The sequence below is a fragment of the Rhizobium sp. Leaf453 genome (assembly GCF_001425605.1).
In the GTDB taxonomy this organism is placed as follows: Bacteria; Pseudomonadota; Alphaproteobacteria; order Rhizobiales; family Rhizobiaceae; genus Pararhizobium.
Genome location: NZ_LMRG01000001.1, coordinates 15,817 through 41,852 on the forward strand (window position 1 = coordinate 15,817; position 26,036 = coordinate 41,852).

Sequence of the window (26,036 nt, forward strand, 5' to 3'; positions counted from 1 at the left end):
CCAACCCGGCAAAGACCGGAGGCAAGGTTTGGACGCCGGACCAAAGGATGGGCAAGACGATGTGGTTTCTGATCAAGGGAACATTCTGGTTTTCGCTGGTGCTGGTCACTCTGCCGTTTCTCGACCCGGCAAGCACCTCGACGCTTGAAAACGGACCGAAGGTCGATGTCGGCGACACTGTTTCGGCTGCGACCGAGGCTTTCGGCTATATCAGCGCGCTCTGCGTGCAGAAGCCGGATGTCTGCGAAAAGGGCGCCGAAACCTTCGTGGCGCTCGGACACCGGGCCCGCGAAGGCGCACGGATCGCCTATCTCTTTCTCGACCAGCAATTCGCCGAGCCGAGCGACAAGGTCATGACCGGCACGATCACAACGAACCCGGAACAGGCCGCGGAAACCGCCGCCAAGCCGGACATGCTTGCAGCCGAGCTGAAGGCCGCCGCCGTGGTCGCCGAGGCCGAGCCGTTCCTTACCAAGATCCCGGTGCCGGAAAAGCGCATCGAACCGAAGAAGGCCCGCGCCCAATAGATTTTATCTGCTTCCCTGAAGACTGCTTGTCACTGGAAGACTGTCTTGAACTGCCGCGTTTGCGGCGGCCGTGAGGAACGCCCATCCCTCACGGCCTTTTCTTTTTTAGAGTTTTCACAAGGTCTCGGTTTTCACAGGGCCGCCAATCGCCTATATCCACCGTCATGGACCAGATGACATCACCGATCACCCCGCTTGCCGAGATCATCGACAATTGCGCCTACCTCGACGACTGGCAGGATCGCATGAGCTATGTGATCGAGCTTGGCCGCAAGCTGCCGGAAATGCCTGAGACGCTGCGCACCTCCGAAAACAAGGTCCAGGGCTGCGCCAGCCAGGTCTGGCTGGTCACCCATGCCAACGACGACTACAGCGACCCGATCCTCACGTTCGAGGGAGAGTCCGACGCCCATATCGTGCGCGGCCTCGTCGCCATCGTCCTGTCGATCTTCTCCGGCCGCCCGGCCTCCGAGATCGTCAAGACCGACGCGCTCGACCTGTTTAACCGCATGGGCCTGATCGAATACCTCACCGCCCAGCGCGCCAACGGCCTGCGCTCGATGATCAAGCGCATCAAGGACGAGGCGGCACAGAAGCTGGCGGGTTGAGACGGGATTTCTTTGATTCCGAGATCGGGGACACTTACTCCCCCCTCTGTCACTTCGTGACATCTCCCCCTCAAGGGGGAGATTATTCTTTTCCCTCGTTTGCCTCCCCGCAGGGCCATTTTTCTCGGCTTCGGTAAGGGGCGCAAAGCGGTCGCGGCTCATCTCCCCCCTTGAGGGGGAGATGTTGGCGTAGCCGACAGAGGGGGGTATCTCCGCGATACCAGACTGTCGCCCAAACCGCTTCCCCTCACAATATCTCCGGCCGATATCCCTCGGCACCCCAGGCATGACTGCGCCGGTCTGCCGTCCGCGGCGGTGCATAGTGGCGCGACAGCGCCATCAGCGCGGTGCGCAGCATCAGCTTGGCGGAGCGGGCCGGCCATTGCCGTTCGCGCTCGACCAGTTCCAGCCCCTTCTCGAAGCAGCAGACATCGAGCGCCACGCCGCACAGTTCCGGCCCGACGGCCTCCATCGCCCGCGCGACACGGCCGCGTGCCGCAATCGCCGTGTCGCAGAGATCGGCGATGCCGCCTGCCCCGCCCCTGGTTTTTGATGATACCAGCGGCTCGTAGGTCATGGTCAGGCGCGGCTGCAACTGTCCCCGGGTGAAATCGGCATGCAGCCGCTCGCCGGCTGCAATGGCTTCGGGCGGCATGAAGGGCTGGCCGCTCTTCTCCTTCAGCCGCGCGAGCCCGCCGAGCGGCGATTCCAGCCGGTTGACGCGGACGGGTTGGCGGATACCGTCGATCGTTGTAGTCGTGCTTTCGCTCAGCCGGTGCTGCTCCTGAAACGCCTCCTCCGGCGCAACCATGGCCCGGCGCAGGAAGGCCAGAGCTTCCGGCGTCGCCTTGATCGTGGTTTCCGTCGCGATGACGAGCCCCAGGGCACCGGCATGCTCGACCGTGGCATGCGGAAATTGCCGAGCCTGTCCGCCGTCACGGCGGATCGACACACCTCCCACCACCCTTTCCAGCATCAACGCGCCGTGGCCGGCGATGTGGCGCAGCAAACGGACGAGTTCCTTGTTTCCCACGGCCGCCTCACTCATGCTCGCGGCCTCCCGGTGCGCCGAAGACCGAAATGATCACGCGCTCGACCGAGGATACGAAATCATCGTAGGCCGGATCGTCGCGGCGATCCTCGACGACATTGCAGGCATGGCTAACCGTCGTGCGGTCGCGGCCGAAGGCCTGGCCGATATCGGTGAGCGAGATCTGCAAGACGACATGGCAGACATACATCGAGATCTGCCGCACATGGCAGCTGGCGCGGCGGCGATCCCGGCGCAGTGGCACGCGCTCGCCCACCAGCATGACCATTTCCGCCGTCAGCTGGCGCACCACCCGGCAGCGCAGATGCGCGGCCACCGGCAGCACCGGCCCCCAGGGCTCTGCCACCGTCAAGGCGCCCCGTGCGGGTGGCAGGACGGCGGATTTGGTCTCCACGGCACGTGGGACAAGCAGGGTACGGGTTGGGGATGGGGGACGATGAAAAGGTCTGTCAGCGTGCATGGCTCACTCCTTGAATAGGAATTAATTCATACACCCTAGTGCGACTGCGGGGATGAAAGGAATACACGATCCACAACCGGCCGTTGTTTTCTCACCATTTTCCGGCATTTTTACAAAGAAAATAGGTATATTTTCCTCTTCACAGATTCCAAGAGATGGGAATCCGGGAAATAAAAAGCCGGCCTCGCGCTGCCAGGCCGGCCTTTGGCATCACGGGCGCAGAGCCCATGGCAGCATGCTTACTTGCCGCGGCGCTTGCGGCGCTGGCCGAGGCCCATTTCCTTGGCGAGGCGCGAGCGTGCTTCGGCATAGGCCGGAGCGACCATCGGGTAGTCGGCCGGCAGATCCCACTTCTCGCGGTATTCTTCCGGGGACAGGGTGTGATGGGTCATCAGGTGGCGCTTCAGCGACTTGAAAGTACCGCCACATTCCAAACAGGTGATCTGATCGTCCTGCACAGACTTGCGGACGGAGACGGCCGGCTTCGGCTTCTCGATCACGACGGCAGCCGGGGCCGGGCTGCCAGTATTGTTCAGTGCGGCGTGCACATCGCCGATCAGCGTCGACAGTTCGGCGACCGGGACGACATGATTGCTGACATAGGCAGCAACGATCTCTGCGGTGAGTTCAACCAGAAGATCGTGGCCCGGGCCAAGCGGTAGATCTGTCATTCTTACTTTCTCCTATCGGAATTTCTTCAAACACGTCCGCGACGGGTGATCGCGAACACAACCAAGACATGCTGAGAAAATGTCCGAAAATCACGACTCGCCAATGCGTTGGAAAGGGGCTTGGATTCCCGCCAACACATGACAAACCGCGACAAATATCCATATTACCGCGAATTCCTGGATTGAATCGATTGCCAAGGCACCGACCTCGCCGGCACCTCAAAGCAACAGTCAATATTCACAACCCATGCTGGAATTTCAGGTCGAAGTAATATGGAAATGGACACTTTGCCTTTACTCGAATAACACTGATCCAACAAAAGTCCAATAATATTTTGTGCGATATTTAGCCTATTCATCTTGAAACGTGTGGGTGGCGAAGGGTGTTCGGAAACACTAAGATACAAAAGACACGAAACGCCATTCAGCACGGGCAAGTGCTGCTTTTCTACTCTGATTGAGCAATAGAGTGGCCAAAAAACAGGCTGGGATTACCGGCCGGACGAATGTCTGTCGCGGGGCAGCTGATCGGTCACGGACAGGTTCGTGAGACGGTAGCCGGCTTGATGCGCGGCCTTGGCGAGCAGATGGGCCGAGATCGGCGCTGTCAGGACGAAGAAGCAGAACCCAGCGAGCGCCCGGATCAGGATCGTGGCGTCGAGCGCATGGACACCAGCAGCCAGCAGCAGCAGGCTGGAGCCGATCGTGCCCGCCTTCGAGGCCGCATGCATGCGCGTATAGAGGTCCGGGAAGCGCAGCACGCCCAATGCCGCCAGCAGGCAAAAGACGGAACCGACGATCAGCAGCAGGCTGACGATGATGGCGACCGCCATATCGTGTTGCGTCGATGTCATCGTGCCCTCCCCCGCTTACTGCGGGCCGGGCGCTTCGCCCTGTCCGGTTTCGGCTTGCGTTCGCCGCTGGCGCGCTCCGCCCGGCCAACGGTCTGCGAAGGAAGGCCGCGCGCGAGAATGAAGCGCGCAAAGGCAATGGTCGCAAGGAAGCCGACGAGACTGAGCGCGATCGCAATATCGATATAGAGACTGAATCCGCTGCGGATGGCCACGACGGAGATGAAACCGATGGCAATGGCGACGAGCATGTCGAGCCCCAGCACCCGGTCCGGCAGGGTCGGCCCGCGCACGATGCGCACCACCGTCATCAGGAACCCAAGCGACAAGGACACAAGCGCAAACAGCGTGGCGAAGGACAGGAGGGAGGATGCGCTCATAGCGGAAAAGCCTCCCGGATAAGGCGTTCGAAACCGGTGGAAATCCCCCGCCGCTCGGCGGCAGGATCGCGGCAATCCAGCGCATGGACGTAGAGTGTCTTGCGGTCATCGGACACATCGACCGACAGGGTGCCCGGCGTCAGGGTAATCATGTTCGCCAAAAGCGTGATTTCGAAATCACGCGTCAGCGCCAGCGGATAGGCAAAGATGCCGGGCCTCAGTTGCATGTCCCTGCGCACGGCGACAACGGCGACCTTGAAGGCCGAGAGCCACAACTCCCTGAAGAACACGACGGTCAGCAGCAGCAGCTTGAGAAGCCGCACGGCGGGAAAGGCCGCCACCAGACGTTCTCGCACCAGGGCAAGGGACAGCGCACCGACGGCAAAGCCGAGCACCAGATTGTGCGGGCTGAAACTGCCGGTGACCGCCGCCCAGACGAGTGTCAGGCACAGATTGGCGATAATGAAGGTCATGGCGCTCCTCCCTGCGGAAAGACGCTGTCGAGATAGGCAGCCGGCGCATCGAGCGTCAAGGCAGCGCCACGGACGAGGTCAAGCAGCGGCTCCGGATAGAGGCCGATGACGATGCTGAGTGCCGTCAGCACCAGCAGGGGCATGAAGGCCGTGGCGGGCAAGGCAACCGGGACATCCGTCGCCGCGTTACCGGCCGGCCGCCAATAGGCGAGCAGGTACACACGCCCGGTCACGATCAGTGTCAGCAATCCGGTCAGAAGCACGGTCGCCGCCAGCCACCAGTGCTCCCCGGCCAGCGCCGCCTTGACCAGAATGACCTTGGGCCAGAAGCCGGAGAACGGCGGCAGGCCCGACACAGCGAAGAACAGGACGAGCGAAACGCCCGACAACAGGACATGGTTGTGATGGATGCCGCCGAGCGTCTGCAGCGAGAAGCCGCCGGCGGTGCGGGCCGCAAGACCTGCCGCCAGATAGAGCGCGGTCATCACCAGCATGGAATGCAGCGCATAGAAGATCGTCCCGGCAATGGCATCCGGTCCGCCGACGGCCAGTCCGGCCAGCATGGCACCGATGCCGGAAATCACGAGATAGCCGAGGACGCGGCGCGTATCGCTCTGCGCCAGGGCGCCGAGCGCGCCGGTGATCATGGTCAGCACCGCGACGACCGAAAGCACGGGGCTGAGAGCCAGCCGCTCTACGGGGAACAGCAGGATCAGCACGCGGATCAGAGCGTAGACCCCGACCTTGGTCAAAAGGCCGGCAAACAGCGCCGACACGACGATGCGCGGCGTGTGATAGGAGGCGGGCAGCCAGAAATTCACCGGAAAGGCGGCGGCCTTCATGCCGAAGGCAAAGAGATAGAGCGCCGTCAGCGTGACCAGCGGTGCCGTTTCCTTCAGCAGCGGCGCCTTTCGGGCGATGTCGGCCATGTTGAGCGTGCCAAAGATGCCGTAGAGATAGCCGGTCGCGATCAGGAACAGCGTCGTCGCGACGAGGTTGAGAAAGCCGTATTTCACCGCGCCGTCGATCTGCTGCCGCTCGCCGCCGAGAACGAGCAGGCCGAAGGATGAGATCAGCAGGACCTCGAACCAGACGTAGAGATTGAAGATGTCGCCCGTCAGAAAGGCGCCGCTGACGCCGGCCATCAACAGCATCAGGCAGGGATAGAAACCGTAGCGCCGGCCGCTGGCATCGATGTCAGTGATCGCCGCCACCGCCCCCGCCAGCGCCACGATGGCCGCGACCAGCGCAAACAGGGCACCCGTCAGATCGACGGTGAAGGCGATGCCGAAGGGGGGCAGCCAGCGGCCCATCACCATCGTTACCGGCCCCTCTCCGGCGACATGCCAGAGGAGTGCTGAATCGAGACCGACGAGCACACAGAGCGCGGCCACCGCGATCAGCGGCTGGAGCCTGCCCTGGTGCCGGACCATCATCAGGATCGCGCCAATGCCGATGCACCAGGCGACCGGCAGGATCACCAGCCAGTCGAGCGCCGCTACCGGCTCGAGAACCAGGGCGGCAGAAAGATCGATGGAGGATGAAGAAGCGGCCATGGTCTGTCAGTATCCGAGCGGAGGCAGAGTGTCGTCGTCGGGTTCGGCCACCCGCATCGCATCGGTATTGTCGAATTTCAATTCGCCATAGGCCCGCCAGGACAGCACCAGCAGGAAGGCAAAGAACGAGAAGGAAATGACGATGGCAGTGAGGATCAACGCCTGCGGCAGCGGATTGGCCGTGAGCCCGGCCGGCACATCGAGCCCCTGCCCGATCACCGGCGGCACCTCGCGCATGATGCGGCCACAGGTGAAGATCAGCAGGTTGACGGCATTGCCGAGGATGGCGACGCCGAGCAGCATGCGGATGATGAATTTCGACAAGAGCAGATAGACCGCGACCGCGAAGAATATGCCGGTCAGGACGGACAGGAGCGCTTCGATCATTCCTCCCCCCTTTCCTCGAGCGACAGCGCGATGGAGGTCACCGCGCCGACGACGACCAGATAGACGCCGACATCGAAGGACATGACGCTGGACAACGGCACTTCCTGACCCAGGATCACCGGATAGACCCAGAGCCCGGACATGAACGGTACATGGAAAAACATCGAAAGCAGCCCCGACAACGTCGAGAGCAGCAGCCCCGCGCCGGCAATGGCGAGCGGATGGAAGACAATGGCGCGGCGCACCGTTTCGACCCCGAAGGCGATACCGTAGATCGACAGCGCCGCCACCGCGATCAGTCCACCGATGAAACCGCCGCCGGGCTCGTTATGGCCGCGCAGGAGAACGAAGACCGAGAACAGCACCATGACGGCGACGATAAAGGGCGTGGCGGCGCGCAGGATCAGCGAGTTCATCGGCTTGCTTCCTCCGCTGCCGGATCATTGTCGGCGATGCGCCGGGCAGAGCCTGCCCGAAGGCGCACGAGAGACAGCACCGCCAGGCCGGCGATCATCACCACGGCGATTTCGCCCAGCGTGTCGGTGCCGCGGAAGTCGACGATGATGACGTTGACGACATTGGCGCCATGGGCAATCGTTTTCGAATACTGGTTGAAGAAGTCGGTCAGCGCCGTGTCGAACGGCCCCTGCGTCACCTTCAGCAGGAACAGTGTGAGGCCAAGGCCGCAGGCCATCCCGATCGCCGCATCCGGCAGCGTCTGGCGAAACGGCCGGCCATCGGAGACCGACAGCCTGAGCCGCGTCATCACCAGCGCCAGGATGACCACCGCCAGCGTTTCGATCATGAACTGGGTAAACGAGAGATCCGGCGCGCCGTAGAGCAGGAAGATCACCGCGACCGAGAAGCCTTGGATGCCCAGCGAAACGATCGCCGTCAGCCGGTCCTTGGCGAGAACCACGGTGACGAGGCCGACAACCGCAATGGCCATGATGGCAAGCTCATGCAGGGGCACGTCATCGGGGAAGACCGGCGCGCTCGCCAGTTCACCGAACAGGAACGGCGGTACCAGAAGCACGACAGCCAGCAGCACGAAGGTCGCGGTCATGTAGGTATCCAGCCGCCCGTTCTGCAGCCGGCGGGTGACGGCAACAGACAGGCGGACGAGCCCCCGAATGGCCTGATCGAAGCCGCGATCTGGTCCCCAGCCAATGGCAGCGAGAACGGAGGCAACGGCGGCGCGAACCTGCGCCATCCGCAGGTAGACGGCAATGCCCAGAACGATTGTCAGGACCGACAAAGCCAGCGGCAGGCCGATATGGATGGCGAGCGACATGGTGACAGCGCGCGCCTCACCCGCAATGGCCGATGCCATGGGCGCGGATACCAGTGCATGCAGGGCGCCCGCGAAAACACCCGCCGCGAGCCCCGTCAGCGCCAGCACCGCCGGGCCGAGCCAGAGCAGCAGCGGCGCCTCATGGGCGTGAAGCGGCGTTTCGGTCTTCTTGCCGATGAAGGGCTTCAGCGCCACAGCAAAGGCGATGGCAAACATCAGCGCGTTGCCAATGATAACGAGCGCGACGAGAATGGTCGTCCACACCGTGCCGGCCGTCAGTGCCTCGTAAATCTCTTCCTTGGCGAGGAAGCCGATGAACGGCAGGATACCGCCCATCGACAGGGCGGCGGCGAGCGCGATGGCGAAGGTCAGCGGCATGGCTCCGCGCAACCCGCCAAGCCGGGTGACGTCGCGCGTGCCGGTCTCGTGGTCGATGATGCCGGCCACCATGAACAGCGCGCCCTTGAACAGCGAATGGGCGACGAGATAGAGAACCGCCGCCTCGATCGCATGCGGCAAACCGAGGCCTGTCAGCAGGACCAGCAGGCCGAGCGACGACATGGTCGTATAGGCGAGCATCAGTTTCAGGTCGGTCTGGCGCATGGCCAAAAGCGCACCGATCACCAGCGTCGCAGCCCCGAACACCGGCAGGATGACCTGCCATTCGATGGTGCCGCCCAGCACCGGATTGAGGCGCATCAGAAGATAGACGCCGGCCTTCACCATGGTCGCTGAATGCAGGTAGGCCGAGACAGGGGTCGGCGCTTCCATCGCGTTGGGAAGCCAGAAATGGAACGGAAACTGCGCCGACTTGGTAAACGCGCCACCGAGCACGAGGATGAGCACGGCGAGATAGAGCGGGCTTTCCCTGACCACTGACCCAAGCGGCCCGAGCGCCGAAAACGCGCTGACGCCGGATACGCTCCACAGCAGCAGCAGACCGGCGAGCAGGAACAGCCCGCCCGCACCGGTGACGACCAGTGCCTGAAACGCGGCACGCCTTGCGGCTTCGCGGGTGTGATCGAAGCCGATCAGCAGGAACGAAGTGATCGAGGTCAGTTCCCAGAAGACGAACAGCATCAGCAGGCTGTCGGAGGCGACGACACCGAGCATCGACCCCATGAACAGGAGCAGGAACGAGAAGAACCGGCCCTGATGCGGATGTCCCTTCAGGTAACCGCCGGCATAGAGCACGATCAGGGCACCGATGCCGGAAATCAGCAGGAGAAAGGTCAGTGACAGACCGTCGATCAGCCAGGAAAAGCCGACATCGAGCGACGGCACCCAGGCATAACCTCCGGTGATGACTTCGCCACGGGAAACAGCATCGGAGCATCCGGCGAAATGGGCGAAAACAGCGACGGGAACAAGCGCCAGGAGCCAGGCCGCATTGTGCCCCAGCAGGCGGGTCAGCCACGGCGCGACAACCGCGCCCAGAAAGGGAAGGCAGAGGACCAGAAATGTCAGATCGACGACATTCATGGTTCTTTTCGCTCCTCCCTCGGCGTTGCGGCAACGACAGAACGGAAATCCCGCGCCGATGACAGACCCTTTCGGGATAGGGCAAGCGGCGATCAAATACAAGATTTGCCGGGACGGTTTGGCGGTCCTCCCCAGGGTTCGCCCCTTCCCAGGGACAAACGCCGCCATAGATCAAGCGGCTGACGATGAAGTTCAAGGAGAGACCGATGCATGACACGAGCACCTTGAAAGTGATGAAGACCGATGACGAATGGCGGGCGCAACTGACGCCCGAGCAATACCGCATTACCCGCCAGCACGGCACGGAACGCGCCTTTTCCAGTCCGGATTTCGATCTGGGAAAGAAAGGTGTCTATCACTGCATCTGCTGCAACCGGTCGCTGTATCGTTCGAACACCAAGTTCGATTCCGGCACCGGCTGGCCGAGCTTCTACGAGCCGATCTCTGCCGATGCGGTGACTGAGCATCACGATCTGTCCTATGGCATGAGCCGGACGGAAATCCGCTGCGCCGATTGCGACGCGCATCTTGGCCATGTCTTTCCGGACGGTCCACCACCGACCGGACTGCGCTATTGCATGAACGGCGTGGCGCTGACCTTTGAGCCGGAATGACCGGCTATCCGGCGTAACTGCGAGGAACCCGCAATATCGGCTTCGCTCACGGTCTGGTCCCGGGCCGTCAGCCGAAAATCTCCGAGAAAAGCGAAAGCAGGCTGAGGACCAGGGCAATGATGGTGACGAGCGGCACGACGGCGAAGATCAGGATCAGCGTCCAGTTGCGCCCGGGCGTGACATCTTCATCGCCATCCGCCCACACGGGCGCATCACGCTCGTCCACGTGCGGACGTGGCGGCTCGCGACCATCCTCGGGTTTGCTCCGCTTGTACATGACCCTCCCCTTTGCCCGGCGAGATTAGCCTCGCGTGCCGGAGTATTTTTACGAAACGACAAAGAATATTAATGATCGATAAAGTTTGATTTTTGCCCCTGCGCGCCCCTTACGGTTTCAGCATAAAATTAGTTTCAACTTGTGTTCCTTTTTCGGCGGCAAGAGATGAATAAATTTGCTGGACTGAATCGTCTGCGTGGATAGAGCTGCCCTCTCCGCGCTCCGGGAGACTGAAATGCACCTGAGACTGTTATTGTTGTTGCTTTCCGTACTCATCCTGTCCCTTCCCGCATTGGCGGCGGACGGTTGGGAAAACTATTCCAATCCCCGCTTCGGATTTACCGCCGCCGTGCCGCCCGGCTTCGCGCTGACGCAGGAAAGCGACAATGGCGACGGCGCGACTTTTCGTTCACAGGATGGGCGTGCGGAAATGCTGCTGTTCGGCGCGAATATCATCGATGGGAATTTTTCCGACGAGATCCGCCAGCGCATCGGCTGGGACAGGCAAGAGGGCTGGACGATCAGCTATGATAAGGTGACGTCGAACTGGGCGAGCTATTCCGGTACCAGGGAAGCCGACATTCTCTACGTCCGCGGCATCATACTCTGCGATGGCAGCGCCGGCTATTTTCACCTGCGCTATCCGCAGGACATGCAGACGACAATCGGGCCGGTGATAGGCCGGATGGTCAAGTCGCTGCACCCCGCCGGCGGTTGCGAGCAATCGCCGAAGGCAGCGCCGGGCGCGGCGCAGAACTGATACCGGCGACGATGGAAAGTGTCAGAGCGTGGCGCCGCTGATGCAGGTCAGGACGGCGGAATAGTGCACAGCGGCGGCGGTGACGACGAAGCCGTGCCAGATAGCATTCTGGAAGCGTAGCTTTTCCCAGACATGGAAGATCACGCCGCAGGAATAGATGATGCCGCCGATCAGGATGAGAATCAGCGTCGTTTCGGTCAACTCCGACAGAAGCGGACCGGCAGCGAACACGCCGCTCCAGCCCATGGCGAGATAAAGCAGGATCGCCACCCGGTCGAAACGGCCGGGAAAGACGCATTTGATCAGCACGCCGACAAACGCGATCGCCCAGATGCCAATCAGCATGCCGAACAGGAAAGGGTCGTCCCAGCCGCGCTGCAGGAACGGCGTATAGGTCGCGGCGATGAGGATGAAGATCGAGGAATGATCAAACCGGCGCAGGAACCATTTGGTCTGCGACACCGGATAGAGATTGTAGAGGAAGGAGATCGACAGCGTGGCAACCAGCCCCGCCCCATAGATCCAGGCGGCAGCAAGCTGGCCGGACGTGCTCCAGACGGTGGCGTAGAAGATCATCGCGGTGACGCCGATCAGGGCGAAGGCCAGGCCGACGCCATGAACCACGCCATCGGCGATGAGTTCCGAGCGATCGTAGTTCCACTTGACGCCTTTGATCTCCACGGCAGCCTCTCGATACTTCCCTTGATAGCCTTGTACCAGCCTTTGTTTACAAAGCCGTGTAAACAGCTGCAACGGTGCGATGAATCTACTTTGACATAGGGTTAAGGGCCGAAACAGGGCAGCCGGAATCAACAATTGCAACAGGCCGTCATCTCCCCGTCAGCCGGCCGCGCTGTTCCCGGGGAGACTTGCACAAGCGCCGGTTTTCAACACAATGCCCCGCACCGACGCAAGCGGAGAAAGGGAAGATCATGGCAGTACACCGGCACATCATCGGGCTCCCGGCCCGCCTGCCCGTCGCCGCGATGCTGCTTGCCTCGATCGCGCTTCCCGCGCCTGCTTTCGCCCAGAGCGATCCGGCAACCGGCAACGGTTATGCCACCCCGCCGCATATGGCGCCGCCCGCCTCCGACACCCGTGACGGCGCCTCGATCGGCACGATGCAGGCGATCAAGCCCGCAACCACCACCACCGGCATCAACCCGTGCGACACGCTGGCGGCCGATCCGCTGGATGCCGATCGGGAGCGGAGTGTCACGCCCGTCGAACTCAGGGCGATGGACGGGGACGCAGCGCTTGCGGCCTGCAGGACCGCCTATGAGACGAAGCCGAACATCCTGCGCTTCATCTATCAATATGCCCGCTCCATGGAGAAGCAGGGCGATTACGCTGCCGCGCTCGACATGTACCGCTCGGCTGCCGCTCGGGGCTATCCCGCTGCCTACGCGGCTGTCGCCTATGCCTATGACAATGGTCAGGGCGTAACACAGGATGAAAAGGAGGCGATGCGCTGGTATCTCGATGCAGCGCAACGCAACAATGCCTGGGCGATGTTCAATCTCGGCTATTTCTACGATTCCGGCCGTGGCGTTCCGGAAGACGATGCGGTGGCACTCGATTGGTACACCAAGGGCGCGGTCGCCGGTAACGCCCGCGCCATGAACGATGCCGGCTTTCTGCTCGAAACCAGCAACACCGTGCCGCGCAACATCGAGGAAGCCCGCCGCTGGTACATCAAGGCGGCCGATGCCGGCAATGCCGTCGGCATGACCAATGCCGCCAATTTCCACTTGAACGGCATCGGCGGGCCGGTCGACATGGCCAAGGCGTTCGACTGCTACACGCGGGCTGCCGATTCCGGCAATGTCGATGCCATGAACGGCCTCGGCTACATGTATTATTCCGGCTTCGGCGTGACCAAGGATGTGGCCGAAGGCATGCGCCTCTATCGCAGCGCGGCCGATGGCGGCAACGCCACGGCGCTGACCAATATCGGCTTTGCCTACGAGACCGGCGAAGGGGTCGAGAAGGACCTGAACCAGGCGATGGACTACTATCGCCGCGCCGCCGATCGTGGCGATTCCATCGCCTTCAACAATGTCGCGAACTTCTACGACAAAGGTCTCGCCGTGAACCCCGATCCGGTTCTGGCCGCCGAATGGATGGAGAAGGCGTTGCGGGCCGGCGCCAATTTCAGCCGCGGCCAGATGCGCGACAATTCGCAGAACTGGTCCCTGCCCTTCCGCAAGGCCCTGCAGCGTCGTCTCTCCGACCAGCAGATCTATTCCGGCCCGATCGACGGCGGCTTCGGCCCGCAGACGCAAGCCGCGATCGACAGCATTTTCGGCGTCCGCTGAGCCGTTACGCCCGGTAACGCAGCGCGCTGACCAGAAGCGCAAAGGCGGCAGATGGCTGGCGGCGGCTCGGGTAATAGAGGTGGTAGCCGGAAAACGGTTCGCACCAGTCTTCCAGAACGCGCACAAGACGACCCTTGGCCAGATCCGCCGCGACCACGTCTTCCGACAGATAGGCAAGACCCAGCCCCTGGCGGGCGGCATTCAGCCGAAGGGCGATATTGTTGAAGGTCAGTTGCCCCTCGACGCGGACTCGCAGTTCGTGGCCTTCCTTTTCGAATTCCCATGCATAGATGCCACCATAGGTCGGCAGGCGCATGTTGATGCAGGAATGCACCGTCAGGTCATGCGGCGTCAGCGGCTTCGGCCGCGTCTCGAAATAGGTCGGCGCGCCGACCACGGCCATGCGCATGTCCGGACCGATCCGCACCGCCACCATGTCCTTCGCCACCTGCTCGCCCAGCCGGACGCCGGCATCGTAACGCTCGGCGACAATATCGGTCAGACCGTAATCCACCATCACCTCGACATGGATATCGGGATAATCCGGCAACAGCCTGGCGAGCGCCGGCCACAGCACGGCCTCGGCCGAATGCTCGCCGGCGGTGATGCGGATCGTTCCGGCCAGTCTGTCGCGAAATTCGCTGAGGGCTGCAAGCTCGCTCTCGATCTCGTCCATGCGCGGGCCGACGGTCGCAAGCAGCCGCTCTCCGGCCGGTGTCGCCGAGACACTGCGCGTGTTGCGGCTGAGGAGCCGCACGCCCAGCCGCTTTTCAAGCGCCGTGATGGTGTGGCTGAGGGCCGATTGCGACACGCCGAGCCTGGCGGCCGCTTTGGTAAAGCTCCTCTCGCGGGCAACAGCGATGAAGGCGGCGAGATCATTGGTCGGCTGGCGCGGCATTCATGAGTATCCTTCATAAGAGCTTGCAACATCTACCATCTAATCGCTGGTAATCGCACGCGCTAAATACACGTCCATCCACAGCGAGCGTTCGGAAAGGACTGACCCAATGAACATAACCAGAAATGGAACCATCCCGTCGCTGAAAGGCCCCGACGAATCCTTCACCGGCACCGTCCGTATCGATGGCCGCTTCAAGGGAACCGGTCCGGCGCGCGTCAGCGGCTCTACGGTGACGTTTGAACCGGGTGCGCGCACCGCATGGCATACCCATCCGCTCGGCCAGACGCTGCTCGTGATGTCAGGCTTTGGCCGGGTCCAGCGCGAAGGCGGCACCGTCGAGGAAATCCGGGCGGGCGACACCGTCTGGTTCGAGCCGGGTGAAAAACACTGGCACGGTGCTTCCCCGACAACCGCCATGACCCATATCGCCATTGTCGAAGCGCTTGATGGCCAGGTGGTCGACTGGATGGAACACGTCACCGACGAACAATATTCGGCTTAACCCCAGGACTGGCCTGAACAAGGAGACATTCGATGCAGAAAAGAACATTGGGAAAGAGCGGTCTTGAGGTCTCGGCCATCGGGCTCGGCTGCATGGGGCTGAGCTTCGGCTACGGCCCCGCGACGGAAACACAGGAAGCGGTCAAATTGATCCGCACCGCCTATGAACGCGGCGTGACCTTCTTCGACAGCGCCGAGGCCTATGGCCCCTACACGAACGAGGAACTGCTCGGCGAGGCGCTCGCACCGTTCCGCGACCAGGTCGTCATCGCCACGAAATTCGGCTTTGAGTTCAACGCCGAAGGCGGGCAGAGCGGCATGAACAGCCGGCCGCAACATATCCGCGATGTCGCGGACGCCGCGCTGAAGCGGCTGAAGACCCATGTCATCGACCTGTTCTACCAGCACCGCGTCGATCCCGACGTGCCGATCGAGGATGTGGCCGGAACGGTCAGGGACCTGATCGCCGAGGGAAAGGTCAAGCATTTCGGCCTCTCCGAGGCCGGCCCCCAGACGATCCGCCGCGCCCATGCAGTCCAGCCCGTCGCAGCCCTTCAGAGTGAATATTCGCTGTGGTGGCGCGAGCCGGAAAACGACATCCTGCCGGTTCTGGAGGAACTGGGCATCGGTTTCGTGCCGTTCAGCCCGCTCGGCAAGGGCTTTCTTACCGGCGCGATCACCGAGCAGACGACCTTCGATGCCAAGGACTTCCGCAATATCGTGCCGCGTTTCTCTGCCAATGCCCGCAAGGCCAACCAGACGCTGGTCGACCTGCTCGGCGAGATTGCCGCAGCAAGGAAGGTGACGCCGGCCCAGATCGCGCTGGCCTGGCTTTTGGCGCAAAAGCCCTGGATCGTGCCGATCCCCGGCACGACGAAACTGCACCGGCTCGAAGAGAATATCGGCGCCGCAGCCGTCGAACTGACGGCGCAGGATCTGGCGTCGATCGAGCAGGCGGTTTCCGGCATCACCGTTCAGGGTGACCGGTATCCCGCCCATCTGCAGGCGCGGATCAACCGGTAAACTGGAGGGCATCGCCATGACGGAAGGTATCGAAGGAAAAGTCGTCGTCATCACCGGCGCCAGCAGCGGTCTCGGCGAGGCCGCCGTGCGGCTTCTGTCAGAGGGTGGCGCCAAACTGGTCTCGGCGCACGGCGTCTCGACAGGCTCGAGGCGCTGGCGCAATCCTGCGGGCTCGGCAAGGACGCCGCGGTCCGCACGGACGTCTCAAACTTCGACGAGGTGAAGCGGCTGGTCGACCATGCGGCAGGGCTGCACGGCCGGATCGACGTGCTCATCAACAATGCCGGCCTGATGCCGCATTCGCCGCTGGAACGCTGCAAGGTCGAGGACTGGGACCGGACGATCGACGTCAACCTCAAGGGCGTGCTCTATGGCATCGGCGCAGTGCTGCCCTACATGAAGGAGCAGAAAAGCGGCCAGATCATCCCAGATCATCAACGTATCCTCGGTCGCCGGGCACAAGGTCAATCCGGGCGGCGCGGTCTATGCCGCCACCAAGCATGGCGTTCGGGGGATCTCGGAAGGGCTGAGGCAGGAAGTGAAGCCGTACAACATCCGCACCACCGTGATCTCGCCGGGCGCCGTCGATACCGAACTGCCGGCAAGCGTGACGGAAGAGGATGTAGCAAAGAACGTGCGGGCTCTCTATGAGCGCGTGGCCATCCCGGCCAGTTCCTTCGCGCGGGCCGTAGCCTTTGCCATGAGCCAGCCGGAGGATGTCGATATCAACGAAATCCTGTTCCGCCCCACGGCGCAGGAATACTGATTTCCGGACGGCTCCAGCCGCCCTGCATCAACCTCGGAGCACGGCATGAAACCGCACATCATTCTGCATATGGGATCGAGCATCAACGGCCGCATCGTGCCGACACATTGGCCGAAGGACCTGACGAAGGACTTTTCCGCGGTCTATGAGCAGATCCACGAGGATTTGAAGGGCGACGCCTGGCTGGTTGGCCGTATCACCATGGCGGATTTCGCCGAAGGCGATCCTGACCCGGTAGCGGCATCGCAGGCCTATCCGCGAACGACATGGAAAGCGCCGGAAGCGCAGGAAGGCCCCTATGCCATCGCGGTCGATCAGGGGGCGAAGCTCCATCTCAACACCGGCGAGATCAATGGCGACAAGGTCATCCTGATCCTGACTGAAAGCGTTTCCGACGATCATCTCGCCGAACTGCGCCGGGACGGCATTTCCTATCTCTTTGCCGGCCGCTCAGAGACCGACCTGGCACTCGCTCTCAAAACACTCGGTGAAGAGTTCGGCATCCGGCGCCTTCTGCTCGAAGGCGGCGGCGGCATCAATGGCAGCTTTCTCGCGGCCGGATTGATCGACGAGATCAGTCTGCTGATCCTGCCGCTCGCCGACGGCGCGAGCGGCATGCCGACGACCTTCGACGGACCGGCCGTTCCTGCAAGCCTGCTTTCACTCAGCGCCGTCGAACGGCTGGACAATGACGTCCTGCACCTGCGCTACCGGGTTGAGCGATCGAACGGTTGAGCCTAGCGGTCGACCAGCACGGCGCAGACGCAATGGCTGACGACACGGCTGGCGGTGGAGCCGATGAAATAATCGATGAGGCCCGGGTGGTGCGATGCGATGATGACCAGATCCGCCTTCTCCTCCTCGGCGAAAGCGTTGATCACACCGGCAGCGCCACCGATGCGGATTTCGACGCGTCCGTTGATGTTGTGCTTTTCCTTGAGTTCGGTCAGCGTCTGCGTCGCCTGCTTGCGCGACTCGTCCATCACCTCCAGCGGAAAGTCGACGATCATGTAACCCTGCGCATAGGCGTTCAGATCCTCGACCACATTCAGCAGGATGATTTCGCCGCCGTCATCGAGCAGCGACTGCGCGCGCTCAAGGGTTTTCTCGCCGTGCTCCAGTTTGTCCATGGCGATCGGGACAATGATTTTTTTGTACATGACGCTCTCCTTGGGTTCAGACGCACATCGTGCTGACAGGGCGTTTTTCAAAACTTCGCCGTGTGCACAATGGTTTCACTATAGGCATTCTCAACCGACAGTCACAGTCCCTGTGGCGAAGCGCCACGCATCATTGTCAACGTTGTGAGAACGGTAAATCCTCAATACCGCACCTTCCGTGAACGCCGCGCGCGCGTCATATATTCGTTCGAACCATTCGACAGGATAGCGCCATGGCAACCCTCGACAGACGCACCTTCCTCAAGTTTTCGACGACGGCGATCGTCACCGGAGCCGCCGTCCATGCAGCCGATGCAGAAGAGATCAAACCGATGACCGAGCAAGCCGAAAACCACGCCATCCGCATGCCCGCCTATGTCGATCATTCGCATCTGGTGGTGCGCGACCTGCCGATGGTTTCCGCCTGGTACCAGGCCATCATGGGCCTCTCACCGATTGAGAAGACGGCAAGCGGCGAGACATTGGGCGTTGCCGGCCGGCCGCTGCTGACGCTGACCACCGAGGGCAATGCGGCGATCGCGCCGCACAATGCGCCCGGCCTGTTCCACACGGCCTTCCTCGTTCCCGACCGCACCGAACTCGGCCGCTGGCTGGCGCATATCGCCCATAACAACGTACCCCTGCAGGGCGCGTCCGATCATCTCGTTTCGGAAGCGATCTATCTCGGCGACCCCGAAGGAAACGGCATTGAGGTCTATCGCGACCGGCCGCGCGAGGAATGGAACTACCTACAGGACGGCATGGTGAAGATGGCAACGTTGCCGCTTGACCTGCAGGCGATCTACGACGAGGCCCCGAAGGACAAGTGGAACGGCATGGCGGATGGAACGGCGATCGGCCATATCCACCTGCAGGTTTCCGATATCCCTGAGGCGAACGCCTTCTTCCGCGATGTGCTCGGTCTCGATCTGATGGCCACCTATCCCGGCGCCAGCTTCTTTGCCTCGGGCAAGTACCATCACCATATCGGCGCAAACATCTGGAACTCGCGTGGTGCGCCGAAGCGCCAGAGCAACATGACCGGCCTTGCGAACTACACGGTGCGCTTCAACGACCCCGCCAAGTTGCAGGCCGCATTGGCGGCGCTGGAAAAGCTGGAAATCCCGGTGACCCGCAACGGTGACAGCCATTCTTTGATCGACCCGTGGGGCATCGGCTTGAAACTGGAGGCCTGAGGCCTCCAGCTTGGACCTTACCAGCCCTGCGGCTCGATATAGCGGCCATGGACCCAGCCGGTCTGCCAGTTGCCGTTCTGGCCGGGATCATGCCAGATCTGGCACCAGGTAGACCGCACCGCATTGCGTTGGGCACCGCGCGACCAGCCCGCGATATCGTTGAGATCGACACCATTCATGCAGCGGCCTGTCATCTGCAGACCGGTGCCGTTCGGATAACCGGCGCGGATGGCCGATTGCGATGACGGCCAGGCGCGCGCATTCAGCACGTCGTTCCAGGCAACGCCCGACACTTTCCAGGCAACGAAGGTATTGGCCATCGCCGCCGGGGCGGCAAAGGCGACAAGTGCGGCAGCCAGCGTGATTTTCACCAGGGTTTTCATGATCAAGTTCTCCTCGGGCGGCACTTTACCGGCCGCTGTTTTTGTCCCTGATCTTGATTTAGCAGGTGTCGCCGGTGTCATCGGTTCCGGATGGAACAGGCTGTTTTTCGGCTTTAACGGCGCGGCCGCGACGGCGATCCCGGCGCCGGATTCGTCGATGAGGTGGGGTTCCTGTTCAATCAGAACTGAGCGTTCGGTGGCGACCGCCAGACTTTGGGCAGTATCAGCAGGGCACCACTGCCGCACAGCGCGGCGGTAAAGAGAGTTCCTCGCTGAGGACCACCGAACAGCAGGGTGATCAATCCCGCATGCCGTCCATCCGGGTCAAAAAATGCATCCATTGAAAAAAGGAACGGCAAAAAAAGAACAAAAATAATCACCAATACCGATATCAAGAAAACGACATCCGCCTTTTTCCCGACGGAATGAAGCTTGATCAGGTCTCCCTGCGTTTCGCCCCGGTTTCTGCGCAGGATGTACGAGAGCAACAGACCTCCGGCGATCGTTGCGCCGACGACGCCATAAACGATCAGCAAATTCATGACCATGTCGCTGCTACCCGGTGCCGGCGCGAGATAGACTGATGAAATCACCGAAAGATGAAAGGCGCTGGTTGTCGAAGATGTTGTCAGCGGCAATTTGAAACGCAGTTCTCGCCAGTACAGATACAGCGAGTAAGGTCCCATAAAGAGAGGGTAAATCCCGATACCGTGAAGAATGCTGCCTATCAGTTCCATGTCCGGATGAAGCCGAACCGCGCATGATTCGTCAAACGCCTCCCGTGCCATTTCATCGGGAGGTCCGGAGCGCTGATAGCGCCCCGGTATCGCGCGTCGTCCTCAGCCTAAGTCTCTAATGCCTCTGCCCCGAACCGCCGACCGCGACGATCGAAAAAGGCTGGCCTTCGACCGGGATCGTCCGCTTCTCTGTCAACGTTTCCGGATCGATTATGCGCACAAGGCTGTGGCGCGGATCGGTGACGGCGATGGTGTCGCCGGCCATGGCGAGACGCGGACGCGGATCGCGCCAGTGACCGTCCTTGCTATAGGGTTCGGTGATCGTTTCCGAGCCGGTGATCTCGCCCTTCACGACATCCAGCTGGTGCAGCTTGCCGTCTTCCGTCAGGATATAGCCATGGCGGGCATCGGCGGGATCGAGCACGAAATCGACACGGCGGGTCGGAAGTTCGATGAGGCGATAGAGTGTATCGCTGTCGGGATCGATCAGCACCACCTTGTCCTCCCCATAGTTGCCAAGGAAAAACTGCATGGATTTTCCGCCGAGCAGCGTCGAGACCTTGCCTTCCGGGAGGTTCGAACCATAGGCCAGCATCTCAAGCTTCGGACCATCGAGCCCGCCCGGCCGGGCGATCAGCACACCCTCTGCACAACCGAAGGCGACGAGCCGTGCCGAGACGGCCTCGCCATGCAGCCCGGTGCAGGTGGCGACATCGCCCCGCTGCTTGCCGTCGCGATCGACGACACGCAGGCCGAGCCTTGGCGGCAGTTCGTCCGGCTTCACCTCGGCTGCCATGTTCGGCACCGAAACAAGAATATTGCTGCCCATCGGCACCGCAACGCCATGGTGCGGCGCCGTCGTATCGATCACCGTCCCCTGCCCGTTGCCATCGAGAAGTGCCGTTTCCGCAAGCAGATCCGCCTTGCCGCCTCGGTCATAGAAAACCACCACATCATCGCCATGGGTCACGACATGGCCGGGCTTGGCGCCGGAAATAGTGGCAGGCAGTAACTTCGGGTCCGACACTTCTATATCGCGGTGCTCGCCATGATCGGAAAGGGCAATTCCGGTCGACAGCACATTTACCGTGCCGGCATCGCCCTGCACCGCAAAGACGGTCCGGCCGCTGTCGCTGGCGCTCAGCGCCGCATAGCCCTTGAGATCGTAACGCCCGAGTTCCGCACCGCTCCTGGCATCGATGGCGCGAACCACCGGCAGAGTGTGATCGGCGACGAACAGGCGCCAGGTCTCTCCACCATCATCAGCGAGTACGGGGAACGGAATGAGCGCGCCGACAAAGGCGGCATTGCGCATCAGACGGGTGAAATGGGTTCGCATCGGCTTCTCCTTTATGTAATAACGTTACGTTGTTATAAAGTTACATCCGCAATGTCCAGACTGGAGCCGTGAATTTCACAGGAGAAAAAGAAAAGGCCGCATGTGCGATCACATGCGACCTCTCAAGTGTTTGTTTTGGCTCAGATTACGCCGCGCGCATCCGACGCGCCATCGATGCCAGCGCATTGCTGCCGGCGCCGTCCTCGAGCTTGAAGCGGGCGAGCAGGGTCTGCAGCTGGCGGCTTTCTTCCGCGAGCGTCTCGCTGGCGGCCGTGGTTTCCTCGACCATGGCGGCGTTCTTCTGGGTCATCTGGTCCATGTGGTTGACCGACGTGTTGATCTCGGCAAGCGCGGTCGACTGTTCGCGAGCGGCCGTGGCGATGCTCTCGACGTGATCATTGACGCGAAGAACCAGCTGTTCGATTTCAACCAGCGCATCGCCGGTGGCGCGCACCAGCGAGACACCGCCGCCGACTTCCGCCGCCGATGCACTGATCAGGTTCTTGATCTCCTTGGCGGCGTTGGCGGAGCGCTGAGCGAGTTCGCGCACTTCCTGCGCGACGACGGCAAAGCCGCGACCGGCCTCGCCCGCCCGGGCGGCCTCGACGCCGGCATTCAGCGCCAGCAGGTTGGTCTGGAAGGCGATTTCGTCGATGACGCCGATGATCTGGCTGATCTTGCTGGAAGATTCCTCGATACGGCCCATGGCGCTGACGGCGCTGCGGACGATCTCGCCGGACTTGCCGGCGCTGTCCTTGGTTTCGCGCACCATGTCGCGGGCTTCATTGGCGCGCTGGGCTGAGGTGCGGACGGTTGCAGTGATCTCGTCCAGCGCGGCGGCGGTCTCCTCAAGCGCGGCAGCCTGCTGCTCGGTGCGCTTGGAGAGGTCATTGGCGGCCGACGACAGTTCCGACGAGCTGTCCTTGATCGTGCCGGCGGAGCCGCGGACATTGCTCATGGTCGAGCGCAGCGTCACCATCGTCGCGTTGACATTGCTCTGCAGCTCGGCAAAGGCGCCCTGATAACTGCCTTCCATGGCCTGCGACAGGTCGGCATCGGCCAGTGCGGCGATAACGCGGCGAACCTCGGTGACCGCATGGTCGATGCTGTCGACCAGTTCGTTGACGCTGCCGGCAAAGCGGTTGAGGTCGGCATTGCCGTAGTCCTTGCGGATGCGGGCGGTGAAATCACCGGCGACGGCGGCGGCAACGACCGTGCTGATGCTCGACTGCAGGTCGCTGGAGCGGGCATGCAGCGCCTCTTCCTGGGCCTTCATGTCGCGCATGGAGAGCGCATTGGTGCGGAAGACCTCGACGGCGCGGGCCATCTCGCCGATTTCGTCCTTGCGGGTGGCGTCGGTGCCGGTCTCGGCCAGATTGCCTTCGGCCAGGCGGCTCATGGCAGCGGTCAGGTCGCGAACCGGCGTGGCGATGCCGCGGCGGGCGACGAGCAGGCTGACGACGGCACCGAAGACGATGCAGGCGACGATGGCGGCAGCGACAACCAGCATGGCCATGTTGGATTCCGCCAGCGCAGCAGCGCGGGCGGAGGCAAGGGCCTCACCCGAATAGGTGCTGTATTCCTTGACCGATGCCGTCACGACCTTCTGGCCATCCAGCGCGACACCGAGGGCAGCCTTGATCGCCGCACCATTGGCCGGATCGGCCTCGGCGACATCCACCATCGACCGGATGCTGGCGAAATAGCTTTCCAGCGTCTGGCGAATCTTGCCGAGCTGCTGGACTTCCGTCGCATCGGCGGCGGCCTCGATCTTCGGCAGGCGGGCCAGCATTTCGCCGGAGCGCTTGTCTGCCTCGGCTCGGAAATCGGCGGCCTTTTCCGGTGCGGCGGCCAGCTGATAGGTCATGCGACTGATGGCGATGATATCGACACGCAGGTCCATCGCCTCGCGGGCAACCTCTTCCTTGGTACCGACGGAAACCATCGCGGATTCCAGCGCCGAAAGGCCTCTGGCGCCGACTAGGCCGATGACAAGCGAGGACAGGCCCATCACGAAGACGACAAGGCCGATCTTCTGGAGAATGGAGAGATTGCGAAACGTCATGGCGGACTCCGGCGGGCACGTCTGCCCGCATGCTGAACACAAAGAGGGGGAAGGCCTGATGCCTGGAGACAGCGCGGAAGAACATTGCGCCCGGTGGCGCGAGACTCCCGCACTTGCCCTAAATTTGAGTTAAATTTTCCCCTCTTGTTCTCGCATTGCGGCAACGCTTTCGCGCCGCAGCACGGTCACTTGCCCGGCGTGCAGACGAAAAGGCTGGCGAGCTTCAAGGCAACCGGACGCACGATCAGCACGCAGACGAAAGCGGCGGGCATGGCAACGACATAAGCCGCAATGACGCGGGCGAAATAATCGCCGGGAAAGCCGCTATTGGCGGCAACGATGACGCCGCACATCAGGAACGCCATGATCGCCGACATGAAGAAGGCAAAGACGATCGGCATGGCGCGGGCGGGAAGCTTGAAGCCGCGCGTAGCGGGCGTGGAAAGGGATAAATCAGTCATGGTGTAGTCCTTCGATGGTGTGATCCGTTGGGCGGAAAATGCCATCGCCGGCGCACGCGCAGTAGATCATTGCAAGCACGCTCAGAATGAAGCAAAACTATCGAATGATATCATCAATTCGATTGGCATGATTATGGATACCCTGCGCGGCGTCGAGAGTTTCATTCGCAGTGTCGAGGAAGGCAGCATCGCCGGAGCGGCCCGCCGGCTCGGCATTACGCCGGCCGCCGCCAGCCAGAATATCGCCCGGCTGGAACGCAGCCTCGGCACCCGCCTCCTCCAACGCACCACGCGCAAACTCGGCCTGACCGAGAGCGGACAGGTCTATTACGACCGCGTACGCCACGTAATCGCCGATCTCGAACAGGCGGGCGAAGCCGTTTCCTCGCTGCAGGATGCGCCGCGCGGACCCTTGAAGATCGCAGCCTCCGTCGCCTTCGGCCGGCATGTCGTGGCGCCGCTCGTCCCGGCCTTCGTCGCCCGGTATCCCGACGTGCGGGTGGAACTGTTGATCACAGATGCTGCCGTCGACCATATCCGCGAAGGGGTGGATATCAGCGTGCGCTTTGCCGAGCAGTTGGAACCATCGCTGATCGCCCGGCGGCTGGCGACGGTGCCGATGCTGCTCTGTGCCTCACCGGACTACATCGCCCGCCGGGGCCGGCCGAAAAAACCGGAAGACCTCGTGCATCACGATTGCCTCGTCTATCGCTTCGCCGTGCACGGCCGCCTGTTCCAGTGGACATTCCTGCAGGACGGCACGCTGTTCGAACCGGCGATCGAGGCAAAGATCGTCAGCAACGATATCGATACGCTAACGGAAATGGCGCTCGCCGGCGCCGGCATCGCAAGGCTCGGCGCCTTCATCAGCGAACCGCTGATCGACAAAGGCATGCTTGTCCCCCTGTTCGACCGCGACCCCGGAACGCCCGGCGCCATCACCGGCCACGCTCCCTTCGATTTCTACGCCTGCTATCTCGACCGGCAGGCGGAAACCCCGAAAATCCGGGCGTTTATCGACCACGCGGTGGCGGCGCTGAAGGGGCGCTGGCGCGGGGCGTGAAGAGCAGGGTCGAAACGGTTATTTCTGTCAAATTTTGAGGACATTATGGAAGTCGATATTCTGTGCGAGGGGAAAGTCATAGGGCATGCGCACCTTGATCCAATTGACCCACCAATGGGCGTCGCCGGAGGACGGTTCGTTGCTGCCCCAGAATATGCCCCGCGCATCCACGCATATGTCATCGATGGCGACGATAACAAGCTGGGGGAGAGCGCTAACCTTTCGGCACGGTCCGACGCATACGGTATGCTCACATGCGCGGGTGTCTGCATCGAAGACTTCAATCAAACTCTTCAAGAGATAAACGTCATCGTTCTTGGCATGGCATATCCCGAGTATGAGACCGCTTTCGCGGCTCACGCTCTTTACAAGGCCTATTGGCGCACGGATGAGTAGTCGGGTTCTCAACGATATCAGCGCGAGATAATCCTTCTCGCGTTGACGCGCTTGAGCATCGACCATGTTACCCGCCTATTAGTACCGACGCCTATCTCATTTCGTTGACTGAGACCATGCGGTGGCCGCACTCAAGGGCCGCTGGCGCGGGGCGTGAGGGGGATCGAACCTTTTGATTTCATCGGCTGCAGCGACAACCGCTATTGACCCGAAGCCGATGTTTATCGAACTGGCAACATTAACTGGCCCAGCAGCGCAATTCGACTTTTTACCTGCTGGTGATGCCGCTATGATCGCTTCATGGATACCCGTGATTGCAACGAGATCGCCGCGTGG

Annotated in this window: 30 protein-coding genes and 1 pseudogene; 11 read left to right on the plus strand and 20 right to left on the minus strand. The window is 61.9% G+C overall.

The window, feature by feature from the left end; genetic code table 11:
* Window positions 1–59 precede the first annotated feature (59 nt).
* The gene (locus tag ASG68_RS00085) at window positions 60–527 is read left to right on the plus strand and encodes a DUF5330 domain-containing protein (RefSeq protein ID WP_062576604.1); all 468 of its coding nucleotides are present in this window, start codon (window positions 60–62) and stop codon (window positions 525–527) included.
* A gap of 185 nt (window positions 528–712) precedes the next feature.
* Window positions 713–1,135 carry a SufE family protein gene (locus tag ASG68_RS00090; RefSeq protein ID WP_082478360.1) on the plus strand — a complete coding sequence of 141 codons (423 nt, stop codon included), beginning with the start codon at window positions 713–715 and terminating at the stop codon, window positions 1,133–1,135.
* Between the two features lie 247 nt (window positions 1,136–1,382).
* Here the strand turns inward: ASG68_RS00090 and ASG68_RS00095 are convergent, their stop codons facing one another.
* The 10 genes from ASG68_RS00095 to ASG68_RS00140 form a co-directional block, all read right to left on the minus strand.
* A complete protein-coding gene (locus ASG68_RS00095) occupies window positions 1,383–2,183 on the minus strand; it encodes a DUF6456 domain-containing protein (protein WP_062576091.1) in 801 nt (266 codons plus the stop codon).
* Window positions 2,176–2,646 carry a helix-turn-helix domain-containing protein gene (locus ASG68_RS32085; RefSeq protein ID WP_244484056.1) on the minus strand — a complete coding sequence of 157 codons (471 nt, stop codon included), beginning with the start codon at window positions 2,644–2,646 and terminating at the stop codon, window positions 2,176–2,178. Before ASG68_RS32085 ends, ASG68_RS00095 begins: the two co-directional genes overlap by 8 nt.
* A 239-nt stretch (window positions 2,647–2,885) precedes the next feature.
* Window positions 2,886–3,317, minus strand: a complete 432-nt coding sequence (locus ASG68_RS00105; RefSeq protein ID WP_062576089.1) for a MucR family transcriptional regulator — start codon at window positions 3,315–3,317, stop codon at window positions 2,886–2,888.
* A gap of 491 nt (window positions 3,318–3,808) precedes the next feature.
* A complete protein-coding gene (gene mnhG / locus ASG68_RS00110) occupies window positions 3,809–4,171 on the minus strand; it encodes a monovalent cation/H(+) antiporter subunit G (protein ID WP_413813975.1) in 363 nt (120 codons plus the stop codon).
* Complete coding sequence (locus ASG68_RS00115) at window positions 4,168–4,548, minus strand: cation:proton antiporter (RefSeq protein WP_062576088.1); 381 nt, start codon at window positions 4,546–4,548, stop codon at window positions 4,168–4,170. The genes mnhG and ASG68_RS00115 overlap by 4 nt, the downstream gene beginning before the upstream one ends.
* A complete protein-coding gene (locus tag ASG68_RS00120) occupies window positions 4,545–5,021 on the minus strand; it encodes a Na+/H+ antiporter subunit E (RefSeq protein ID WP_062576087.1) in 477 nt (158 codons plus the stop codon). The genes ASG68_RS00115 and ASG68_RS00120 overlap by 4 nt, the downstream gene beginning before the upstream one ends.
* Window positions 5,018–6,577: a Na+/H+ antiporter subunit D gene (locus tag ASG68_RS00125; protein ID WP_062576086.1), complete on the minus strand. Its 1,560-nt coding sequence runs from the start codon at window positions 6,575–6,577 to the stop codon at window positions 5,018–5,020. The genes ASG68_RS00120 and ASG68_RS00125 overlap by 4 nt, the downstream gene beginning before the upstream one ends.
* Window positions 6,578–6,583: 6 nt before the next feature.
* Window positions 6,584–6,964 carry a Na+/H+ antiporter subunit C gene (locus ASG68_RS00130; RefSeq protein ID WP_413813976.1) on the minus strand — a complete coding sequence of 127 codons (381 nt, stop codon included), beginning with the start codon at window positions 6,962–6,964 and terminating at the stop codon, window positions 6,584–6,586.
* Window positions 6,961–7,380, minus strand: a complete 420-nt coding sequence (locus ASG68_RS00135) for a Na(+)/H(+) antiporter subunit B (RefSeq protein WP_062576085.1) — start codon at window positions 7,378–7,380, stop codon at window positions 6,961–6,963. The genes ASG68_RS00130 and ASG68_RS00135 overlap by 4 nt, the downstream gene beginning before the upstream one ends.
* Entirely contained in the window at window positions 7,377–9,740 is a 2,364-nt protein-coding gene (locus tag ASG68_RS00140; protein ID WP_062576084.1) for a putative monovalent cation/H+ antiporter subunit A, read from the minus strand. The genes ASG68_RS00135 and ASG68_RS00140 overlap by 4 nt, the downstream gene beginning before the upstream one ends.
* A 206-nt stretch (window positions 9,741–9,946) precedes the next feature.
* On the opposite strand from ASG68_RS00140, the gene msrB reads away from it, so the two are divergent.
* Window positions 9,947–10,354: a peptide-methionine (R)-S-oxide reductase MsrB gene (msrB, locus tag ASG68_RS00145; RefSeq protein ID WP_062576083.1), complete on the plus strand. Its 408-nt coding sequence runs from the start codon at window positions 9,947–9,949 to the stop codon at window positions 10,352–10,354.
* 67 nt (window positions 10,355–10,421) lie between these two features.
* On the opposite strand, the gene ASG68_RS00150 is transcribed toward msrB, so the two are convergent.
* Window positions 10,422–10,631: a hypothetical protein gene (locus tag ASG68_RS00150; protein ID WP_062576082.1), complete on the minus strand. Its 210-nt coding sequence runs from the start codon at window positions 10,629–10,631 to the stop codon at window positions 10,422–10,424.
* 235 nt (window positions 10,632–10,866) lie between these two features.
* Between ASG68_RS00150 and ASG68_RS00155 the strand changes: the two genes are divergently transcribed.
* Window positions 10,867–11,391 carry a hypothetical protein gene (locus tag ASG68_RS00155; RefSeq protein ID WP_062602649.1) on the plus strand — a complete coding sequence of 175 codons (525 nt, stop codon included), beginning with the start codon at window positions 10,867–10,869 and terminating at the stop codon, window positions 11,389–11,391.
* A 21-nt stretch (window positions 11,392–11,412) separates the two neighbouring features.
* Here ASG68_RS00155 and trhA read toward each other — a convergent pair whose 3' ends face one another.
* Window positions 11,413–12,072 (minus strand): PAQR family membrane homeostasis protein TrhA, encoded by a 660-nt coding sequence (trhA, locus tag ASG68_RS00160; RefSeq protein WP_062576080.1) that lies wholly within the window; start codon window positions 12,070–12,072, stop codon window positions 11,413–11,415.
* 251 nt (window positions 12,073–12,323) lie between these two features.
* On the opposite strand from trhA, the gene ASG68_RS00165 reads away from it, so the two are divergent.
* Window positions 12,324–13,709, plus strand: a complete 1,386-nt coding sequence (locus tag ASG68_RS00165; protein ID WP_062609089.1) for an SEL1-like repeat protein — start codon at window positions 12,324–12,326, stop codon at window positions 13,707–13,709.
* Between the two features lie 4 nt (window positions 13,710–13,713).
* Here the strand turns inward: ASG68_RS00165 and ASG68_RS00170 are convergent, their stop codons facing one another.
* Window positions 13,714–14,607: a LysR family transcriptional regulator gene (locus ASG68_RS00170; protein WP_062576078.1), complete on the minus strand. Its 894-nt coding sequence runs from the start codon at window positions 14,605–14,607 to the stop codon at window positions 13,714–13,716.
* Window positions 14,608–14,716: 109 nt separating this feature from the next.
* On the opposite strand from ASG68_RS00170, the gene ASG68_RS00175 reads away from it, so the two are divergent.
* The 4 genes and pseudogenes from ASG68_RS00175 to ASG68_RS00190 all read left to right on the plus strand — a co-directional run bounded on the left by ASG68_RS00175 (window position 14,717) and on the right by ASG68_RS00190 (window position 17,635).
* The gene (locus ASG68_RS00175; RefSeq protein WP_062576077.1) at window positions 14,717–15,112 is read left to right on the plus strand and encodes a cupin domain-containing protein; all 396 of its coding nucleotides are present in this window, start codon (window positions 14,717–14,719) and stop codon (window positions 15,110–15,112) included.
* Window positions 15,113–15,144: 32 nt separating this feature from the next.
* Window positions 15,145–16,134 carry an aldo/keto reductase gene (locus ASG68_RS00180; protein WP_062576076.1) on the plus strand — a complete coding sequence of 330 codons (990 nt, stop codon included), beginning with the start codon at window positions 15,145–15,147 and terminating at the stop codon, window positions 16,132–16,134.
* 16 nt (window positions 16,135–16,150) lie between these two features.
* Window positions 16,151–16,900 (plus strand): annotated as a pseudogene (locus ASG68_RS00185) (SDR family oxidoreductase).
* Between the two features lie 45 nt (window positions 16,901–16,945).
* Entirely contained in the window at window positions 16,946–17,635 is a 690-nt protein-coding gene (locus tag ASG68_RS00190; protein ID WP_062576075.1) for a dihydrofolate reductase family protein, read from the plus strand.
* A gap of 2 nt (window positions 17,636–17,637) precedes the next feature.
* On the opposite strand, the gene ASG68_RS00195 is transcribed toward ASG68_RS00190, so the two are convergent.
* Window positions 17,638–18,060, minus strand: coding sequence for a universal stress protein (locus tag ASG68_RS00195; protein ID WP_062576074.1), 423 nt, complete (start codon window positions 18,058–18,060; stop codon window positions 17,638–17,640).
* Window positions 18,061–18,392: 332 nt separating this feature from the next.
* On the opposite strand from ASG68_RS00195, the gene ASG68_RS00200 reads away from it, so the two are divergent.
* Complete coding sequence (locus ASG68_RS00200) at window positions 18,393–19,256, plus strand: VOC family protein (protein WP_062576597.1); 864 nt, start codon at window positions 18,393–18,395, stop codon at window positions 19,254–19,256.
* A 17-nt stretch (window positions 19,257–19,273) separates the two neighbouring features.
* Here ASG68_RS00200 and ASG68_RS00205 read toward each other — a convergent pair whose 3' ends face one another.
* From ASG68_RS00205 to ASG68_RS00225, 5 genes are all read right to left on the minus strand, one after another.
* Window positions 19,274–19,639, minus strand: coding sequence for a hypothetical protein (locus ASG68_RS00205; RefSeq protein WP_062576073.1), 366 nt, complete (start codon window positions 19,637–19,639; stop codon window positions 19,274–19,276).
* A gap of 179 nt (window positions 19,640–19,818) precedes the next feature.
* Complete coding sequence (locus ASG68_RS00210; protein ID WP_156373792.1) at window positions 19,819–20,376, minus strand: hypothetical protein; 558 nt, start codon at window positions 20,374–20,376, stop codon at window positions 19,819–19,821.
* A gap of 115 nt (window positions 20,377–20,491) precedes the next feature.
* Entirely contained in the window at window positions 20,492–21,715 is a 1,224-nt protein-coding gene (gene aztD / locus ASG68_RS00215; RefSeq protein ID WP_062576071.1) for a zinc metallochaperone AztD, read from the minus strand.
* 145 nt (window positions 21,716–21,860) lie between these two features.
* Window positions 21,861–23,780: a methyl-accepting chemotaxis protein gene (locus tag ASG68_RS00220; RefSeq protein ID WP_062576070.1), complete on the minus strand. Its 1,920-nt coding sequence runs from the start codon at window positions 23,778–23,780 to the stop codon at window positions 21,861–21,863.
* A gap of 185 nt (window positions 23,781–23,965) precedes the next feature.
* A complete protein-coding gene (locus ASG68_RS00225) occupies window positions 23,966–24,241 on the minus strand; it encodes a DUF2798 domain-containing protein (protein WP_062576069.1) in 276 nt (91 codons plus the stop codon).
* Between the two features lie 133 nt (window positions 24,242–24,374).
* Between ASG68_RS00225 and ASG68_RS00230 the strand changes: the two genes are divergently transcribed.
* Window positions 24,375–25,304 (plus strand): LysR family transcriptional regulator, encoded by a 930-nt coding sequence (locus ASG68_RS00230; protein WP_062576595.1) that lies wholly within the window; start codon window positions 24,375–24,377, stop codon window positions 25,302–25,304.
* Between the two features lie 27 nt (window positions 25,305–25,331).
* On the opposite strand, the gene ASG68_RS31015 is transcribed toward ASG68_RS00230, so the two are convergent.
* Window positions 25,332–25,766, minus strand: coding sequence for a hypothetical protein (locus tag ASG68_RS31015; RefSeq protein ID WP_156373791.1), 435 nt, complete (start codon window positions 25,764–25,766; stop codon window positions 25,332–25,334).
* Window positions 25,767–26,036: the final 270 nt, after the last annotated feature.